Below are 19727 nucleotides of genomic sequence, written 5' to 3'. Positions count from 1 at the left end.
AATTATCAAGATGTCAATGACCTTTTTAAAAAAAACAACGCAACGCTAGTGATAACAACTAAATAACTTATTAACTTAATAACTCCGTTATATGAAAAAGATAATTTTAATTCTTATAGCAATAACAGCCATCACCGAGGGCTGCAAAAAATACGAAGAAGGCTCTTGCTTTAGTTTGCGCTCCCCTTTAAAAAGAATTTATGGCACATATCAGCTAAAAGAATATACCGTAAATGGAATTGATTCTCTGGGTTTATTCAAAGATAGTTTGTGTGACATACTAATTTTTTTCTACGACAAAAATTCAAATACAAATGGATGTACAATTGAAAATATACGTGATGATGGAATATCTCCAAGTTTAGTCTGGACATGGGAATTAATTGAGAAAAATAAAATTCTTTCTGTTACATATTCAAGCTGTAGGGCTGGAATTGGAACAGTTTCATGGCCATCTGGCACAGGTCCCTTTTTTGATAAATCTAAGCCTAAATGGGAAATAATTCGTCTAACAAATAGCGAGATTAAAATGAAAACCACATATAATAATAAAGAATATTTGATTGAACTAAAAGGCAGTTGATTCAAAAAACCACAGAAAAACAATATTATTACATTCTATATTTTTTTATACTAAAATTTATTTTCCTATTTTTGACACAATTTCCACAAAATGTCGAAAACTAAAAGCAGCAACATAAAGAAAAATATTCCTCCAAAAAAAACTCAACAGGAGAAAAAAAAACCTGTGAAGAATATTTATTTTCTGCTTTTGATAACTGTACTGGTTTTTTGTCTTTACGCACCATCAATAAAATATGATTTCACTAATAACGATGATGTGGCATTAGTAAAAGAAAACTATGATTTTTTAAGCAACCCTTCAAACTTTACAAATATATTCAAACAAAGTGTTTTTTATAATACGTTTAAAGTTACCGACAATTACTATCGTCCTGTTTTAACGCTTTCATTTTTTATTGACACACAAATTGCCGGAAAACATTACTGGTTCATCCACTTTGCAAATATTATCTTGCACCTTATATGCTGTATCCTGCTTTTTTATTTTTTTCAAAAACTTTCATTCGATAAAATAAAAGCATTTATTTTTTCTTCAATATTTGCAGTACATCCGGTTTTAGTACAAACCATTGCATGGATTCCGGGCAGAAACGATACATTGCTAACACTTTTTGCCTTATGCAGTTTTATATTCTTAATAGATTACCTGGATAGTAAAAAAATATTGCTCCTTTTTTTACATTTATTCTTTTTTCTTATATCAATATTGACCAAAGAATCTGCAATTTTCCTCCCGGTAATTTTTGGATTCTATATTCTATTATGGAAAAAAGAAAAGCTCTCACTATCTAAAAAAATAAATGAATACAAAACACCTGTGATATTCTGGGTGATCCTTGTTATTTTTACTATTCTGTTAAGGAAAACTGTGTTAAAAAATACAGTAGGTTATCCATTAGCTTTTATTATTTCAAACTTCTTCACTAACCTTCCTGCAATAATTCAATATATCGGGAAAATAATTTTACCGTTCCATTTAAACACTATGCCTGTTCTCCAGGATGTACCAATAATCTACGGCATTATCAGTGTACTTATAATTATTTTACTTATTTGGAAAACAAAAGAAAAAAATTACAAAAGAATAATTTTTGGAATTCTTTGGTTGTTGATATTGTTAGCCCCTGCAATCCTTCGCACAAGCGATAAAATTGAAACACTTTTCTTAGAACACCGCTTATATTTACCAATGATAGGATTCATGATCATTTTAATGGAAACCGATTTTATAAAAAAACTTGATTTTAACAAAATAAAAGTACGACTAACATATATTGCAATTCTTATATTTTTCTTTGTTATCGCATGGATGCATAGTAAAGATTACAAGAATGAATTAAGTTACTGGACCAGTGCAGCCGAGGGTTCTCCACATTCTTCAGCAGCATTAAGAGGAATGGCTTCATACCTGCAGGTAAATAAACAAGTTGATAGAGCTGAAAAATTATATTACGAATGCTTAAAACTTAATCCCGATATTGCTGAAGTTAATAATAATTTAGGACGCATCTACCTCAATCGCGGTGATGATAAAGTAGCTGAAAAATTCTTTCTGAAAGAAATTGAAATAAATCCTAATTCTGCAATGGCATATTATAACCTGGGCTGTGTAAGATATGATGAAAAAAATTACACCAAAGCGATTGAGCTTATTAAAAAATCGCTAACCATGGATGACAAGAACAATGATGCCAAGAACGATCTTGCAGCATTACTCGCGTTACAGGAAAATTATGAAGAATCGGTAAAACTTTGCATTTCAATACTTGAAAGCGATCCTACATATAAAAACGCAAAGCAAAATTTAAAGAGTATTTTAACAGGATGGCAGGATAAAGAAAAAGCTGAGTATTATAAAAATATGGCCGCTCAAAAAGGTATAACCTACTAACTTTCATGGTTTATAATTGTACTCTTAATTTTTTTATAAAAAATGTAACCTTTTCTATAATTTCAATGTATAAAAAAGAAATTAAAATAAAGTTTTGTTTTATTATTAAAATTTTTTATTAGTTTTACAAATTGATTGACAAATAGAACTGATTGTATTATTTATCTTAAAATCAGTTTTTTAATTTAAAAATATGATTCAATATAAGAAATGGTTAATCGTACTCTTTGCAGGAATAATGATGCTTACAACATTTTCATCCTGCAATAAACACCACCGTTTCAAAAGGATGTTAAAACATCGCCGCTCGGTTAATGTACATCGTCATCACAGTCCATACCAGCGAAGGATAAAAAGAAAAACCATGCCTATAAATAAGAATTATATTATTAAGAACAGGCGTGATCGTCCATTAGGACAAAGGAACCTGGTTCATTAATGAACTCTTTTTAAATTCATATCTATTTCCTTTTCAAACATCAGGGGAACTTTTTCTACATCAACATTACTGGTATCAAGACCATATGCTTTTACATCGCTTATCCCTATTTTCTTAAGCCATGCATATAGGTCCATGATAAATTGGTCAAAAGGAGAAAAATCAAAATCATAATTTTGAATCCTGTCAATAACAACAAAACGGAAATCGCCCATAATGTTATGGCTTTTTAGCGATTCATATTTGCTGATGATGTTAATCTCTTTACGTTTCACAAGTTCTTCAATAACCTGTTTGAAATATAAATTTATTTTAGGTTCAACCTTAAACCCCAGCCTGAATTCCACGCGCATTATAACACCGGGAATAATTGTTTCAACGCTATACTCCATAGTGCGGGGTTCATCAAGAACATGAACATGTATAAACCAGTATGTATCGGCACGTTTGGGACTTTTATTAATTATGGAATAAATTATTTTCGATTCGATATCCGTTTTAAAATCGGCACGTGTAAGGTATACTAAGTTGGATGCATATTTGGGAACACTTTCATCTTTGCTTAGGTCAAGGATAATATTTTTATAATTATCAATCTTTAAAAATTCAAAAAAGCGTTTTTTAATTTCACGTCCTCTGTACCATATATACATTACTGTAAATAGTATACCTGCCATTAAAATAGTAAACCAGCCTCCATGCTTGAATTTATACATATTCGCAACAAGAAAAGAACATTCAATAAATAAATAAACAAAGAGGAACGAAATAATAATGAACATGTTTCTTCTTCGGAAACGCAAAAACACCGAAAGCAGAATGGTTGTCATCAACATGGTTATAGTAATTGCCAAGCCATATGCAGCTTCCATGTTTGATGATTCTTTAAAGAAGAGAACAACAAAAATACATGATACCCAGAGAAAAATATTTATACTGGGGATAAACATCTGTCCTTTTATAGTTGTAGGATAGGTAACTTTTACTTTAGGCCAGAAATTTAATTGTATTGCTTCGCTGATAATAGTATAAGAACCGCTGATTAATGCCTGGCTTGCAATTACAGCTGCTGCTGTAGCTATAAGAATTCCTGTTATTATAAACCACTGGGGCATACATGCAAAAAATGGGTTTACTCCTGAATTTATTATTGAAGTATGATTCAGTATCCATGCTCCCTGTCCCAAATAGTTTAATATAAGACATGTTTTTACATATACCCAGGTTGACCGTATATTCTTTGCTCCACAATGCCCCAGGTCGGAATACAATGCTTCTGCACCGGTAGTACAAAGAAACACGGCTCCAAGTAAAAGAAAACCACCTGGATATTTTGTTAATAATTCATATGCATAATACGGACTGAAAGATTTTAAAATATCAGGATATTGAATAAGCTGGGCAAAGCCTATAATGCCCATCATCAGAAACCATACAAACATTAGTGGACCGAACGATTTACCTAAATAGTTTGTTCCAAACTGCTGGATTAAAAAAAGTATTGATATGATGATAAGGACAATCGGAATAACAGGAACATCACTATTAACAAGTCGTAATCCTTCAACCGCCGATACAACCGTAATTGAAGGAGTAATGATACCATCAGCCAGCAATGAAGCGCCGCCTACCAAAGCAAAAAGAAAGACCCATTTTACACGCCTCCTTATCAGTGCGTATAAAGCAAAAATTCCACCTTCACCTTTATTATCAGCCTTAAGTGTTATGATAACATATTTTAATGTTGTTTGCAAAGTAAGTGTCCATATAATGCACGAAATTGCACCATAAATCAATTCCCTGGAAATAGTTCCTGCACCTCCTGCAATTATTGCCTTCATTACATATAAAGGAGAAGTGCCGATGTCGCCATAAACAATCCCGAGAGTTATTACAAGACCGCCAAATGTAAGTTTATCAATGCCCGAAGATTTCCGAATTCTGCTCACAAAAATATTTTTGAAAAATCTGCCAAATGTATTAAATAAACTATATACGTAAGCAAAAATGCCAAAATATATTTTTAAGGTTTTTTACAAATAATAAAACGCGGTTTCCCGTTAATATCATTCCTGATAACTATTTCTTCAAAACCTTTACTTTGCAACATTTTAGAAGTCTCATCAGGTAGAGCTTCATTGATTTCAAAATATAATTTTCCTTCCGGCTTTAATTTGATTAATGAAAAATCAGCTATTGATTTATAATATATCAATGCTGAATCATCAGGAACAAAAAGGGCAAGCGAAGGTTCGTAATCCAACACATTTTTACTCATTAATTTTTTTTCCGATTCTCTTACATATGGCGGATTACTAACAATAACATCATATTCTCTTGCATCTCCCCATGTGGATTTATCAAGAATATCAGAATGGTAAAAATTGATTTCAACTTTATTGTTCAAAGCATTTTCTTTTGCAATACATAGGGCTGCTTTAGAAATATCGGTTGCATAAACTTCCGATGATGAAATATTTTTCTTCAGCGCTATGGCAATGCATCCGCTTCCTGTTCCGATATCCAATATTTTTATAGGTTTATCAATAATATTGTTGCCATTGATAATAAGGTCAACCAGTTCTTCTGTTTCCGAACGGGGGATTAATACATTTTCATTTACATTGATCCTGCAATTGTAAAAAGATGTATGACCTGTTACATATTGAACAGGTTTGAACTTTACAAGTTCATCCATCGCTTCAAGAATCATTGTTTCATTATCAATACTAATTCCTTCTTCCATTATAGAAAGAATTTTTTCTTTAGGGATATTCAGTAAATGCTCAACCACAAGATATGCAATACTCCTGGCTTCACGCTCATCGTAAATATTTTTAAGCGATGCGTCAATTCTGTTAATGGCTTCTTTTATTTTCATTTCAACAGCAAATTAACGAAAAATTGTAATTTTGAAAGGTAATGAATGACGATTTCTATATAAAAAGATGTATTGAACTGGCTTCAAAAGGCTTGGGACATACAGCGCCCAATCCAATGGTAGGCTCTGTAATTGTTCACGAAAATAAAATTATTGGCGAAGGTTATCATCATGAATATGGCGGTCCGCACGCTGAAGTTAATGCAATCAACTCCGTAGAAAAAAAAGAACTGCTGAAAGCATCCATTTTATATGTGAATCTTGAGCCCTGCTCACACTATGGAAAAACACCACCCTGCGCCGAACTTATTATTAAAATGAATATTCCTGAAGTGATCATTGGAACCGAAGACCCAAATATCCTGGTTGTAGGTAATGGGATAAATAAACTTACTGCTGCAGGAATCAAAGTAAAATCAGGCATTTTAAAAGAATCATGTATTGAACTAAATAAACGTTTTTTCACTTTTCATCAAAAGAAAAGACCTTATATTATTTTAAAATGGGCAATGACCCGCGATGGATTCATTGATACAAAAAGAAAAAACAATGAAGCTCAAAGGATAAAATGGATAACCGGTGAAAAAACAAGAACTATTGTTCACAAATGGCGTTGCGAAGAACAAGCTGTTATGACAGGTACCAATACCATTTTGCTTGATAATCCTCAATTAACAACTCGCTTCTGGGTCGGAAAAAATCCCACCAGGATTATTCTTGATAAAAATTTACGTCTTCCCGAAACGCTTCATGTATTTGATAATTCAGCAAAAACAATTGTATTCACAGGCATTGCAAAAGAAAATAAAAATAATATAGAATACATCGTTATTGATTTCACAAAAAATATTATTCAGCAAATTTGCGATGAACTTTACAAAAAAAATATTCAATCGGTAATTGTTGAAGGCGGGACAATACTTCTGCAAACCTTTATCGATAGCGGTATATGGGATGAAGCAAATGTTTTTACCGGTAATATTGAATTTGGTGATGGTGTAAAAGCCCCTGTATTAACTGTAGAAGCAAATGAAAAGGTAATGTTTGAAAATGATATTCTTCATATTTATAAAAATAAAAAATGATCATTCTCATTTCCGCCATACTACTCTCGGCAGCAATTTTAATCGCTTTCAAATTATTTGAGAAATTTAACATAAGCGTCATCCAGGCTATTGTTACCAATTATCTTGTGGCTTCAGTTTTGGGCTTTATCATGTCCGATAATGTTTCTATAAGCACAGTAAATATAAAGCCATGGTTTCTTTATTCTATTCTTACAGGGATTTCACTAATTGTTGTATTTAATATTTTCGGTTATTCATCACAAAAAGCAGGAATAGCTATAACAGCAGTAGCAAGCAAAATGTCGATTGTTATCCCGATAAGTATAGGGATATTGTTTTACAACGACACCATCAGTTTTTTTAATGCCGGTGGAATTATTGCTGCATTGGCTTCATTTTTTCTGATACTCCAAAAAAATAAATCGGAGAAAATAAAAAGTATATGGATCATACTTTTACCCATTCTTTTATTTTTAGGAAATGGAATTAATGATTCATTGCTGAAACATTCCGAGCGGAATTACATTCATGGCGAAACTATTACATTCCTTGCATTCTCATTTTTCTTCAGCCTGGTAATCGGAATAATTATCCTTAGTATTCAAATTGCATCAGGAAAAACCAAAATAAAATTTAAAAATATTTTAGCCGGAATAATACTGGGATTGCTTAACTGGGGCTCAACATATTATTTCTTAATTGGACTTGGAATTTTTAAGAACAGTTTTATTTTTCCTGTTTTTAATGTTAGTGTTGTAGGAATATCAGCTATTACAGGATATTTTATTTTCAGGGAAAAGTTAAGTTCGCGAAACTGGATTGGTATTGCCCTTGCATTAATTTCCATTATTTTAATTACGTTTGCTGAATAAAATATGCTTTTCGAAGATACATATCAAACCATTGAAAAATATTCCGAAGGAACATTCCGCGACCGTGGCAGTAAGTTTATAGGGCGAGCATATCCTGTAACCACAGAAGACGAAGCAAAAAATATTCTTTCTGAAATAAGAAAAAAATATCATGATGCCAATCATCATTGTTATGCATACAGGATAGGTTTTGACAAATCCACTTTCAGGACAAATGATGATGGCGAACCTTCGGGAACTGCCGGCAGACCTATATTCGGGCAAATACAATCGAAAGACCTTACCAACATTTTAATAATAGTTACACGATATTTTGGAGGCACATTGCTTGGTGTCAGCGGACTGATAAACGCATACAAAACAAGCGCTGCTGAAGCTTTGTTAAATGCCAACATCATTACAAAAAATGTTTATGATGTTTATGAAATAACATACGATTATGCCATTATGAACGAAGTAATGAAAATGCTCAAGGATAAACATGCCGATATCATTTCCACTAATTTCGAGATGACATGCAATGTGGTTTTTAAAATCAGGAAAAGCCTTTCTGATATGATATATGAATATTTTAAAAAATTAAATTCCGTTACCATCAACTACCTGAGAACTGAATAATTTTTAATTAAAACACCCATCCTTTCAATCATAATTGTAATTTTGCATTACCTTTATTATTTACTTTGGAACGTATACTTATCATACAAACAGCATTTATAGGCGACGTAATACTTGCCACACCTCTTATTGAAAAACTTCACTACCTCTACCCTGCTTCTAAAATTGATTTTCTTCTTCGTAAAGGCAACGAAGGACTGCTCGAAAACCATCCATACATCAATGAAATAATCACCTGGAATAAAAAAGAAAATAAAACAGGGAACCTTTTTAAAACAAGGAAATATATCAAATCAAAAAAATACGAACTTGTGGTTAATGCGCACCGCTTTGCTTCCAGCGGTTTTATTACTGCTTTTTCGGGAGCGAAAACAACTACAGGTTTCAGTAAAAATCCTTTTTCGTTTTTATTTTCACACAAAAGAAAACATATTATCGGTAAAGCAGATAAGCCGATTCATGAGATTGACAGGAATCTTTCATTGATTGATTTTCTGGGAAACGATAAAAGGTTTTTCCCAAAACTTTACCCTTCTGAAATTGATCTTGCGAAAACAGAAAAATATAAAACACAGCAATATATTTGTATAGCGCCTGCATCGGTATGGGCTACCAAACAATTCCCTTACGAAAAATGGATAGAACTTATCAATGCCATCGATAATAAATTCAAAATAATTTTAATCGGCGCTGAAAGTGATGAAGCCTTATGTAATGATTTGATCGCTGATACAAGAAAAGATAAAATCCTGAACCTTGCAGGGGAATTAACATTACTTCAAACTGCAGCATTAATGAAGGATGCCGTTATGAATTTTGTAAACGACTCGGCTCCATTGCATATCGCATCGGCAATGAATGCAGCAGTAACAGCAATATTTTGCTCTACTGTTCCATCTTTCGGATTTGGACCTTTATCCGAAAAATCGTTTATCGCAGAAACGGATAAAGTGATGGAATGCCGCCCTTGCGGATTACATGGCTTTAAAACTTGCCCGGAACATCATTTTGAATGTGCTTATTCTATTGAAATAAATAAATTAGTTACTTCAATACCCCACTAAAATGCTTGAAGAAATTGATAAAACGGTAAATGTGCTAACCAAAGGAGGAATCATCCTTTACCCCACCGATACTATTTGGGGAATTGGGTGCGATGCTACAAACCAGGCTGCTGTTCAAAAAATATTCAAAATAAAAAAACGCCTTGAAAGCAAAAGCCTGATTTTACTGGTCAGCGATATTGATATGGTAAAAGAATATGTTGAGAACATACCGGAAATAGCATGGGACCTGGTAAAGAACATGGATCGCCCTACTACATTCATTTATCCTAAAGCAAAAAATCTTGCAAAAAAAGCTATTGCATCGGATGGCACTGTTGCTATTCGTGTTGTAAGTGATGAATTCTGCAAACAAATGATCACGTTTTTTGGCAAACCTGTAGTTTCAACATCTGCAAATGTTTCAGGCGAACCCACAGCGCTTCTTTTCAGTAAAATTTCTTCAGAAATTAAAAAGAACGTTGATTATATTGTAAATTTATATCATGAAAATATTAAAGAAATAAGGCCATCGACGATCATCAAACTTTTGGAAGATGGCAATTATGAAATCATCAGAAAATAAAAATTGAAATTATACACTAACCTTAAAATACTTGATATTATTGCCGAAGCCGCATCGGACATTGGCATTGAAGCATTCGTAATCGGCGGTTTTGTTCGCGACCTGATTTTAAAACGTAACAGTAAAGATATTGATATTGTTGCAGCAGGCAGCGGTATTGATTTAGCCAAACGCGTTTCTTTAAAATTAGGAAAAGATGTCGATGTGAAAATTTTCAAGAATTTCGGAACAGCCATGCTTCGCTATGGTGATATGGATGTTGAATTTGTTGGCGCCCGCAAAGAATCATACAACCTGGATTCTCGTAAACCGGTTGTAGAGAACGGAAGCATACAGGATGATCAGAATCGCCGCGATTTTACAATAAATGCGCTTGCTATTTGTATTCAAAAGGAAAACTTCGGTGAAGTAATCGACCCGTTCAATGGATTGGAAGATTTGAAAAACGGTATCATCCGCACTCCACTCGATGCCGAAATAACATTCAGCGATGATCCGCTAAGAATGCTACGCGCCATACGATTTGCAACACAACTTAATTTCACTATCGAAGAAAAAACTTTTGAATCCATTTTAAAAATGAAAGAACGAATCAGCATTATTTCCAGGGAAAGAATTGCTGATGAACTAAATAAAATCATACTTTCCAAAAAACCTTCCATTGGATTTGAGCTGTTGAAAAGATCAGGACTTCTTGAATTGATATTCCCTGAAATGCTTGCCCTTAGTGGCATAGAAATAATGGAAGGAAAAGGACATAAAGATAATTTTAATCACACACTTGAAGTTCTCGATAAAATCTCAATGGTATCGGACAACCTGTGGCTAAGATGGACCGCCATTCTTCATGATATTGCCAAACCGGTTACAAAAAAATTTGATACCGAATCGGGCTGGACATTTCATGGGCACGATTTTATTGGAAGCAAAATGGTTTCAGGAATTTTCAGAAGACTGAAATTACCTATGAATGAAAAAATGAAGTATGTTGAAAAATTAGTACAGCTTCATTTACGGCCTATTTCGCTTACAGAAGAAAATGTTACCGACTCGGCAATTCGAAGACTTTTATTTGATGCCGGACAGGAAATCGACGACCTGATGCTTCTTTGCGGAGCTGATGTTACTTCAAAAAATCCGGCAAAAGTAAAACGCTACCTGAAAAATTTCGAGATCGTAAGAAAAAAACTTACCGAGATAGAAGAAAAAGACAAACTCCGCAACTGGCAGCCCCCGGTTGACGGTGAATTAATAATGAAAACATTTAACATAAAACCCTGCCGTGAAGTAGGCATCATCAAAGAAGCCATACGTGAAGCCATTCTCGACGGAATCATAGGAAATACTTTTGAAGAAGCTTATCAGCTTATGCTACAGGAAGGCGAAAAACTGGGACTGAAACATTCCTAATCTTTTTTTTATTTAGAAATTATTTATCGATATAATCTTACAATGTTTCTATGATTTTTTTTAATAAACTGTTGATATTTTTATTGAAATCCTTTATCTTTATATTATAAAAAAAATACTAATTTTACCTCATGTTGTTAAACTGAAAAATGAACGGTTATGCACGTGTACAGATTTAAAATACTGCTTGAAGATCTGGATGATTTTTTTCTCGACATTGAAATCAGCTCAGGTGATACTTTTGAAAGTTTCCACAAAGCCATTATCCAGGCTGCCGGGCTTAGCGGACAAGAATTAGCATCATTTTATATTTGCGACAATAAGTGGAATCGCAAAAAAGAAATCGCTCTTATTGATATGAGCGAAGAAGAAGAAAAGGAAACAGCTCCGCTGATAATGAAATCATGCAAATTGAACAAGTTTATTGACGACCCTCACCAGCGTTTGATTTATGTGTATGACTTTCTAAACTTATATGAATTTTATATTGAATTAAGCAAAATTATTCCTGCAGAAAAAGGAGTTACTTACCCGCGCTGTATTAAAAAATCAGGCGAGATACCTAAGGCTGGAGCGCAATCTATAAAAGTTTCAGCCGGGTTGGATGACGATGATGAAGAATTATTATATGATGTTCCGCCATTAAAAGATGAAGAAAATGAAGAATCAGAATTATTTTCCGATTCTGAATTTTCCGACGAATTCAACGCTGAAGGTAGCGAAGGCAGTGCAAATTTTGATGATGACAAATTCTGATAAACAGATTATCATTATTACAGGACCAACAGCTGTTGGTAAAACAAAACTTAGTATTGAAGTAGCTAAATTTTTCCGTACAGAAATTATCTCTGCCGATTCACGCCAGTTTTATAAAGAATTAAAAATAGGCACAGCTCCTCCTTCCGATTCAGAACTTAAAGAAGTAAAACATCATTTTATCGGGCACCTTTCTATTTATGATTATTACAACGTTTCAAAATATGAAAATGATGCAATAAAAAAGATTGATTCGCTTTTTAAAGATCATGATCGCCTTATAATGACAGGCGGTTCAGGTTTATATATTGATGCCGTTGTTAAAGGAATCGACGACTTACCCGATGCAGATACCGATACACGTGAATACCTGAAAGCAAAATTTGAAGCGGAAGGAATAACTTCATTACAGGTGATGCTTAAAAATCTCGACCCTGAATTTTGCAAACAGGTTGATATGAATAATCCCGCAAGGCTTATACGTGCTGTAGAAGTTTGCATGACTACCGGGTTAAAATATTCAGATCTCAGGAAAAGTAAAAATAAAAAAAGAAATTTCAATTGTTTATTTATCGGGCTGAATCGCGAAAAAAATGAACTTATAGAAATAATTAAAAAGCGCACCAATATAATGATTCAACAAGGGCTAGTTGAAGAAGCCACTGAACTATATCCTTTCCGCAACCTGAACGCCCTTAATACTGTTGGATATACAGAGTTATTCGAATATATTGAAGGGAAAACCACATTAGAGCAAGCCATTGAAAATATAAATATTAATACACGTAAATATGCGAAGCGACAACTTACATGGTTCCGGAAAAATAAAGCTATGCAATGGTTTCACCCAAACGACAAAGAAAAAATCATGAATTACATTTTAAATAATCAGAGATGAAACCTGGCAAAACTCTTTATTTTATAATCATAGCATTAATAATTCTATTACTATTGATTTTTATTTTATCCTATTTTATTTCAATTTTCGAGACCAAAGCAAATTCTGCATCTTCATACGATACCTGTAAAATCAATACCGACAGCAGCATCAAAAATAAAAGTCCGAAAACCGATACCCTGTTAACAATCAATAATAGAAAAGTTTTTATTAAAGTTCCTTCAGAAAAAAGGAAAGGTGTTTTCTTAATGTTACATGGCTGGAATCTGCCTGCCGATGACTGGTGCACAAAGACCAGCATTTGTGATAAAGTTACCAAACTAGGATTTTATGTTGTACTTCCCGATATGGGTAAAAGTTTGTACCAGGATATAAACTATCCCGAAACCCGCGCCGATATGCTTATTTACCCAACACGTTCATGGCTTTCAGATACTCTTATTCCTTTGTTAAAAAAAGATTTTGGATTGTTGATTGAAAATGACAATAACTATATTGTAGGATTATCAACAGGTGCACGTGGTGTTGCATTAGTGCTTCTTGATTTCCCCTATTTATTCAAAGGAGCAGCAGCACTTTCAGGTGATTACGACCAGGTTAAATTACCAACCGACAGACTGGTTACTGCATTCTACGGAGCATTCGGGACATACAAGGAACGTTGGCAAAAAATTGATAATCCCGTTTTTCGAATTAATGAATTTAAAACACCTATTTATTTAGGTCATGGCAAAAAAGATAAAGTTGTTCCACCCGAACAAACCATTGAATTTTATGATTCGCTGAAAAAATATCATCCTGCATTAAAAATAAAACTCAATATGCCGGAAGCAGCACATGACTATAATTACTGGGATTCAGAGGTGGATAACATTATAAACTTTTTCGGAATAAAATAATACAATCTTAAAAAAAGAGTCATTTGTTTATAGGTAGTGCAGCTGGTCAAGTAATTTGTTTTTGTTAATAGTTTTTTCAACTTTCAACCACACTATTGTTAAGTTAATTTTGAAATAGCGGTCATCCTGAGTTCATCGAAGGATAAACCGCTTACAGAATGTTCACATTTCGATAAACTCAACATGACATTCTGTAACATATTAGACTTAACTTAACACCAGTTGCACAACCCAACAACTATTAACAATGGGCTTATGTTTATAGGTTAGGCAGCTGGTCAAAAAATTTGTTTTTAGGTAATAGTTTTTTTCCACTTTCCACCACACTATTGTTAAGTTAATTTTGAAATAGCGGTCATCCTGAGTTCATCGAAGGATAAACCGCTTACAGAATGTTCACATTTCGATAAACTCAACATGACATTCTGTAACATATTAGACTTAACTTAACACCAGTTGCACAACCCAACAACTATTAACAATGGGCTTATGTTTATAGGTTAGGCAGCTGGTCAAAAAATTTGTTTTTAGGTAATAGTTTTTTTCCACTTTCCACCAAACCAGTTGCGCAACCCTACAACTAATGACAAAGAATAAATCTATCTCAATCTATCAGCTGATTTTACAAGCTTTTCGTCTTTCTTAATAAATTGATTTGCAAAAATAAGTGAGAACAAAGTGATAAGCGGTAAAATTAATCCATACTTCCAAGATGCCACAGCTGTAGGGATTTGTTGATTTATCATATAAGGTATCCACAAAAATACAGTTCCTGAAAAAATTATGGTAAGGAAAATATTGAAATTATTTATTTTCATTTGCATTTGCCTGTTTTTAAAATAAAATATTGCGGCAATAGTAATAAGACCTGAAACAGCAAGTATTATTAAAATAGGTATTGTACTTACATACAAAATCTGAGGATTGCCGCTAATGAATTTTACAGCAAAAACATTTACCTCATACAAATAGTCGCTGCCCTGGTATTCCCAGAAAGGAAGAAAGAAACATGCCGAGATTGTACCTAATGCGATAAGTAAGCAAAGTGTCTGAATTCTTTGTATCATAGAACTAAAATTTTTATTACGGCAAAAATAACAACTAATTTTAATATGATGTATGTTCTATATTCTAAAAAATTTTGTTGTTTTATAAAAAAGTTGTAATATTGCAATACAATTCCCAAAGGCATTTCCTTTTTTATAAATCAATTTTTTCTTTAAAATAATTAAATCACAACTATTATTAACTCTAATAATAATTATTTCTAAAATTATCATTATTAACAAAACATCTCATTCATGTACGACATTATTGAATTAAACAACAAACTCGCTACGGAGTTAAAAGAAATTGCAAAACAACTAAACATTCCCAAGTACGAAGCATTAAAAAAACAAGAACTTATTTACAAAATACTTGACCATCAGGCGTTGAATCCTTCGCCCGCAGATATTGTTGCTGAAAAAGAATCGAAAGAACGCAAAATATTCCGGCACCGGAGAAAAAATACTGAAGACGGTATTGTAAAAGAACCTATTCATAAAAAAATAAAAATCGATTTTCCCGAAAATAAAGAACTTATTGTTGACCCCACAGCCATACAATTAAGCGTTGAAAACATTTCACCTGTGGTTGAAGAAGTACCCGAAACATTTGAAATTACACCGGTAGTTAATAATGAGGTTATCGAAAATAAAGAAGTAACACCACCGGAAAACGAAATTCAAACAGAACCAAAAGAAGAAGTTCAAAAACCTGAAGAAAGCGAGAAAAAGGAATTTCAACCCCGCACTAAATTTTATGAACGCAGGAATACCAATGACCTGATCTCTGAATTTGATGGCGTGGTTAATAGTGAAGGAGTTCTTGAAATCATGCCCGATGGTTATGGTTTTCTTCGTTCATCGGATTACGATTATTTGAATTCACCTGACGATATTTATGTTTCACAATCGCAGATAAAACTTTTTGGATTGAAAACCGGTGATACGGTTAAAGGAAACATACGCCCACCTAAAGAAGGCGAAAAATATTTCCCATTGATAAAAGTAGAATTGATCAACGGACGTGATCCTGCACAGGTACGCGACAGGGTTCCTTTCGATTATCTTACTCCTTTATTTCCTATTGAAAAATTTAAAATCACCGGACATCCCGGCGGAACGATTTCAACACGTATCATCGACCTGTTTACCCCTATTGGTAAAGGCCAGCGTGCATTGATAGTTGCTCAACCTAAAACCGGTAAAACTGTTTTGCTTAAAGAAGTAGCAAACGCTATTGCTTACAATCATCCTGAAGTTTACATGATGATACTTCTCATTGACGAGCGTCCTGAAGAAGTTACCGATATGGCTCGCAGCGTACGCGCCGAAGTTATTTCTTCAACATTTGATGAACCGGCCGAAAAGCATGTAAAAATTGCAAACATTGTTTTGGAAAAAGCAAAAAGAATGGTTGAATGCGGACATGATGTAGTTATCTTACTCGACTCTATAACACGTTTGGCACGTGCATACAACACGGTAGCACCGGCTTCAGGCAAGGTACTTACCGGTGGTGTGGACTCAAATGCTTTACATAAACCAAAACGTTTCTTTGGTGCAGCTCGTAAAATAGAAAAGGGCGGCTCACTCACAATCATTGCAACAGCCTTGATAGACACCGGTTCCAAGATGGACGAAGTTATCTTTGAAGAATTCAAAGGAACAGGAAATATGGAGTTACAGCTCGACCGCAAACTTTCGAACAAACGTATCTTCCCTTCTATCGATATCATTGTTTCAAGTACGCGCCGCGACGACCTGCTGCTTGACAAGGAAACATTACAACGCGTATGGATTTTAAGAAACCATCTTGCCGATATGACACCACTTGAAGCTATGGAATTTGTTAAAGAAAGAATGAAATTCACTCAAACGAATGAAGAGTTCCTTCTTTCAATGAATTCGTAGAAAAAATATTATTTTTATAGAAAGCGCGCGCCGAAAAGGCGCGCGCTTTTTGTTTATTCCAAACCACTTTTATATTTTACAAATTAATTTTCCGCGCAAGATTTTATATTAATTTTGCATTTGTTCTTCAAATGAATGAGTTTGCAAAAATTCCAAAATTCATTCAGTATAGTTTAACTTTTTAATATACAAAACCGTGAACTGGTTCAATGATCTGTTCTGGAAAGAATCTATAGCCCAAGCCATACTTATATACAGCCTGGTGATTACTTCAGGTGTTCTGCTTGGGAAAATTAAAATACATGGAATTTCGCTGGGCGTTACTTTTGTTTTATTTACCGGAATCATTGTCGGACATTTAGGATTCAGGATCAACTATGATGTGCTCGATTTCATAAAAAATTTCGGACTGGTCTTATTTGTATTTTTCATAGGATTACAAGTAGGTCCCGGTTTTTTTTCATCATTCAGAAAAGGTGGGATAGCATTGAATTTACTAGCTATTTCGGTAGTGTTACTCGGAACAGTAATTACAATCATTCTGCATTTCACATCAGGTATTTCAATGCCAATGCTTACAGGCATCATGTCGGGTGCTGTAACCAATACTCCCGGGCTTGGTGCAGCGCAGCAGGCATTATCACAAATTTCCGGCAACGGAGAAATTCAGGACATTGGTCTTGGTTATGCCGTGGCATATCCTTTTGGAGTAATTGGGATCATAATTTCAATGATTATCATCAGACGTATAACAAAAACAGATATAAACCTTGAGCTTAAAAATTTTGAAAAAGCACAACATCCTGAAGAAACAATTCCTGACAAAACCAGCATAATCATTGACAATCCTGATGTCTTCGGTAAAAAGATTAAAGATTTTGACAACTACCTTATAAACGATGCTGTTATTTCAAGAATTCAGCAAAATAATGAAATCAAAATTGCGAATGCAGAAACAATACTGAACAAAGGAGATGTCATTCTTCTTATTGCTCATAAAGGCAGCATTCCTGAACTGACAAAACTTTTCGGCAGTAAAAGCGATAAAGATATTTCATTACTTCGAAGCAAATTAATTTCAAAACAAGTGCTGGTAACAAACCGTCATATTATTGGAAAAGAACTGGCATCACTTAAACTACGTCCCCGCTTTGGTATCAACATCACCAGAGTTTATCGTACAGGTATTGAATTCATAGCTTCTCCTGATTTCAAAATACAGATAGGCGATAAGCTTACTATAGTTGGTGATGAAACGTCGATAGAAAATGTAGCGCAAATTCTTGGTAATTCAATAAAACAACTGAATGAACCCAACTTGTTTCCAATATTCACGGGAATTATTTTTGGAGTAATCTTGGGAAGTATTCCTATAGCTATTCATGGAATCCCTACACCGGTAAAACTAGGAATGGCAGGCGGTCCGTTAATTGTAGCTATATTATTAAGCCGGTACGGTTACAAATTCTCACTGAATGCATACACCACACCAAGCGCTAATATTATGCTTCGCGAAATTGGAATTGTTCTTTTCCTGGCAAGTGTTGGAATTAAAGCCGGCGAAAACTTCGTTACCACACTGGTTTCGGGCGATGGATTTACATGGATGGGATATGGCGCCCTGATTACATTTATCCCTGTTATTATTATTGGTTTGATAACAAGAGTTTTCATGAAAAGAAATTTTCTTGAAACTTGCGGACTTATTTCAGGCAGTATGACCGACCCTCCTGCCCTAGCATTTGCCAATTCCATTGCACAATCCGAAGCGCCGGCTATTGCGTATGCTACGGTTTACCCGTTAACTATGTTCCTGCGTGTGATTATTGCTCAAATGCTTATTTTGTTTTTTGCCTGATAAATTTATTCAATAATATTCTTTAAGAAAATGGAAACATCAGAAAGATTAAATTTAGTTGCGCCATGCGGCATCGACTGTGGCATCTGTGAATTATACACTTGTAAAGATAACACGCAACTCTTTGACCAGCTTGTTGCAAAGGGGATTTCAAAAGATATAATACCCTGCAAGGGTTGCAGACCGACAAATGGAAAGTGCCCGCTAATCCAGAAAATATGTGAGACTTTTAATTGTATCTCAAAAAAGAAATTGAATTTTTGCTATGAGTGTAATGATTTCCCTTGCTTAACGCTCCATCCTTCTGCCGACAGAGCAAATAAGTTACCTCATAATATGAAAATGTACAACCTGTGTACAATAAAAAAAGAAGGTGTAGAAAATTTCGTTAAGAAATCTTCCGAAATAAAAAACCGTTATTTTGCAGGAACGATGGCAATTGGAAAAGGACCACAAATATAATTTTTCATCATAACAATAATTTTTTACTGTTTAAAATTCTATCTTAGTAACTAATCAGAGCTAAAAAATATTTCTCGCTGATGAACGCTGATAAAAATCGCTGATTTCGCCGCGGCGAACGCGGAAAGTAAAAAATAGTAAAAATTGTTTCTGCGAAAATCTGCGAGATAAGAATTCTTAAATAATATTATATTAATGTTAATTAATATTTATCCACACTGATTCGTTACCTATCTTATAACTTATATTGGGTATTATACCGATTGTTAATATCCTTCTTAATGTTATTGAAGCAATCAAATATGCTTCGAATTTGGGATTGACCTAAGAATTATATTTTACGCTTCAGGAGACGCGCAAGAACTTTTATACAAATTAATAAAGGAATTTATGCTATCAATGAATTCGTAGAAAAAATATTTTATACTCGTTCTTATAAGGTTTGCAAAGGCAAAACTGTTTAGAACGAGTTATACCGTAAAGAAAACAAAAAATATTTTTGCAA

General features: G+C 33.8%; 18 protein-coding genes. 15 read left to right on the top strand and 3 right to left on the bottom strand.

Annotated features, from left to right (window positions below; translation table 11 throughout):
* Nucleotides 1–91: 91 nt before the first annotated feature.
* The 3 genes from PKK00_11325 (at nucleotide 92) to PKK00_11315 (ending at nucleotide 2915) form a co-directional block, all read left to right on the top strand.
* Nucleotides 92–583, top strand: coding sequence for a hypothetical protein (locus PKK00_11325; GenBank protein HNW98989.1), 492 nt, complete (start codon nucleotides 92–94; stop codon nucleotides 581–583).
* Nucleotides 584–673: 90 nt separating this feature from the next.
* Complete coding sequence (locus tag PKK00_11320) at nucleotides 674–2476, top strand: tetratricopeptide repeat protein (GenBank protein ID HNW98988.1); 1803 nt, start codon at nucleotides 674–676, stop codon at nucleotides 2474–2476.
* 193 nt (nucleotides 2477–2669) lie between these two features.
* On the top strand, nucleotides 2670–2915 hold the full coding sequence (locus tag PKK00_11315) for a hypothetical protein (GenBank protein HNW98987.1): 246 nt from the start codon (nucleotides 2670–2672) through the stop codon (nucleotides 2913–2915).
* Here PKK00_11315 and PKK00_11310 read toward each other — a convergent pair.
* Both PKK00_11310 and prmC read right to left on the bottom strand, forming a co-directional pair.
* A complete protein-coding gene (locus PKK00_11310) occupies nucleotides 2912–4864 on the bottom strand; it encodes a KUP/HAK/KT family potassium transporter (GenBank protein HNW98986.1) in 1953 nt (650 codons plus the stop codon). The genes PKK00_11315 and PKK00_11310 overlap by 4 nt on opposite strands.
* A gap of 74 nt (nucleotides 4865–4938) precedes the next feature.
* Nucleotides 4939–5796 (bottom strand): peptide chain release factor N(5)-glutamine methyltransferase, encoded by an 858-nt coding sequence (gene prmC, locus PKK00_11305; GenBank protein HNW98985.1) that lies wholly within the window; start codon nucleotides 5794–5796, stop codon nucleotides 4939–4941.
* Nucleotides 5797–5837: 41 nt separating this feature from the next.
* Between prmC and ribD the strand changes: the two genes are divergently transcribed.
* From ribD to PKK00_11260, 9 genes are all read left to right on the top strand, one after another.
* Entirely contained in the window at nucleotides 5838–6881 is a 1044-nt protein-coding gene (gene ribD / locus PKK00_11300) for a bifunctional diaminohydroxyphosphoribosylaminopyrimidine deaminase/5-amino-6-(5-phosphoribosylamino)uracil reductase RibD (protein ID HNW98984.1), read from the top strand.
* Nucleotides 6878–7735 (top strand): EamA family transporter, encoded by an 858-nt coding sequence (locus PKK00_11295; GenBank protein ID HNW98983.1) that lies wholly within the window; start codon nucleotides 6878–6880, stop codon nucleotides 7733–7735. Before ribD ends, PKK00_11295 begins: the two co-directional genes overlap by 4 nt.
* Nucleotides 7736–7738: 3 nt before the next feature.
* Nucleotides 7739–8353: a YigZ family protein gene (locus tag PKK00_11290; GenBank protein HNW98982.1), complete on the top strand. Its 615-nt coding sequence runs from the start codon at nucleotides 7739–7741 to the stop codon at nucleotides 8351–8353.
* Nucleotides 8354–8418: 65 nt separating this feature from the next.
* Nucleotides 8419–9417, top strand: coding sequence for a glycosyltransferase family 9 protein (locus PKK00_11285; protein HNW98981.1), 999 nt, complete (start codon nucleotides 8419–8421; stop codon nucleotides 9415–9417).
* 1 nt (nucleotide 9418) lies between these two features.
* A complete protein-coding gene (locus tag PKK00_11280; protein HNW98980.1) occupies nucleotides 9419–9982 on the top strand; it encodes an L-threonylcarbamoyladenylate synthase in 564 nt (187 codons plus the stop codon).
* 3 nt (nucleotides 9983–9985) lie between these two features.
* On the top strand, nucleotides 9986–11392 hold the full coding sequence (locus PKK00_11275) for an HD domain-containing protein (GenBank protein HNW98979.1): 1407 nt from the start codon (nucleotides 9986–9988) through the stop codon (nucleotides 11390–11392).
* Between the two features lie 159 nt (nucleotides 11393–11551).
* Nucleotides 11552–12148, top strand: a complete 597-nt coding sequence (locus PKK00_11270) for a hypothetical protein (GenBank protein ID HNW98978.1) — start codon at nucleotides 11552–11554, stop codon at nucleotides 12146–12148.
* On the top strand, nucleotides 12135–13046 hold the full coding sequence (gene miaA, locus PKK00_11265) for a tRNA (adenosine(37)-N6)-dimethylallyltransferase MiaA (GenBank protein ID HNW98977.1): 912 nt from the start codon (nucleotides 12135–12137) through the stop codon (nucleotides 13044–13046). Before PKK00_11270 ends, miaA begins: the two co-directional genes overlap by 14 nt.
* Complete coding sequence (locus tag PKK00_11260) at nucleotides 13043–13945, top strand: prolyl oligopeptidase family serine peptidase (GenBank protein ID HNW98976.1); 903 nt, start codon at nucleotides 13043–13045, stop codon at nucleotides 13943–13945. Before miaA ends, PKK00_11260 begins: the two co-directional genes overlap by 4 nt.
* Nucleotides 13946–14544: 599 nt before the next feature.
* Here the strand turns inward: PKK00_11260 and PKK00_11255 are convergent.
* Complete coding sequence (locus PKK00_11255; protein HNW98975.1) at nucleotides 14545–15012, bottom strand: DUF4293 domain-containing protein; 468 nt, start codon at nucleotides 15010–15012, stop codon at nucleotides 14545–14547.
* Between the two features lie 234 nt (nucleotides 15013–15246).
* Between PKK00_11255 and rho the strand changes: the two genes are divergently transcribed.
* The 3 genes from rho (at nucleotide 15247) to PKK00_11240 (ending at nucleotide 19222) form a co-directional block, all read left to right on the top strand.
* A complete protein-coding gene (gene rho / locus PKK00_11250) occupies nucleotides 15247–16902 on the top strand; it encodes a transcription termination factor Rho (GenBank protein ID HNW98974.1) in 1656 nt (551 codons plus the stop codon).
* Nucleotides 16903–17098: 196 nt separating this feature from the next.
* Entirely contained in the window at nucleotides 17099–18760 is a 1662-nt protein-coding gene (locus tag PKK00_11245) for a putative transporter (protein HNW98973.1), read from the top strand.
* Nucleotides 18761–18790: 30 nt separating this feature from the next.
* Nucleotides 18791–19222 carry a DUF3795 domain-containing protein gene (locus PKK00_11240; protein HNW98972.1) on the top strand — a complete coding sequence of 144 codons (432 nt, stop codon included), beginning with the start codon at nucleotides 18791–18793 and terminating at the stop codon, nucleotides 19220–19222.
* Nucleotides 19223–19727 lie beyond the last annotated feature (505 nt).

It is taken from the genome of Bacteroidales bacterium, assembly GCA_035353855.1.
Lineage (GTDB): Bacteria > Bacteroidota > Bacteroidia > Bacteroidales > CG2-30-32-10 > DAOQAK01.
Note: the sequence above shows the minus strand (reverse complement) of the source record. Positions and strands in the feature narration are given on the sequence as shown.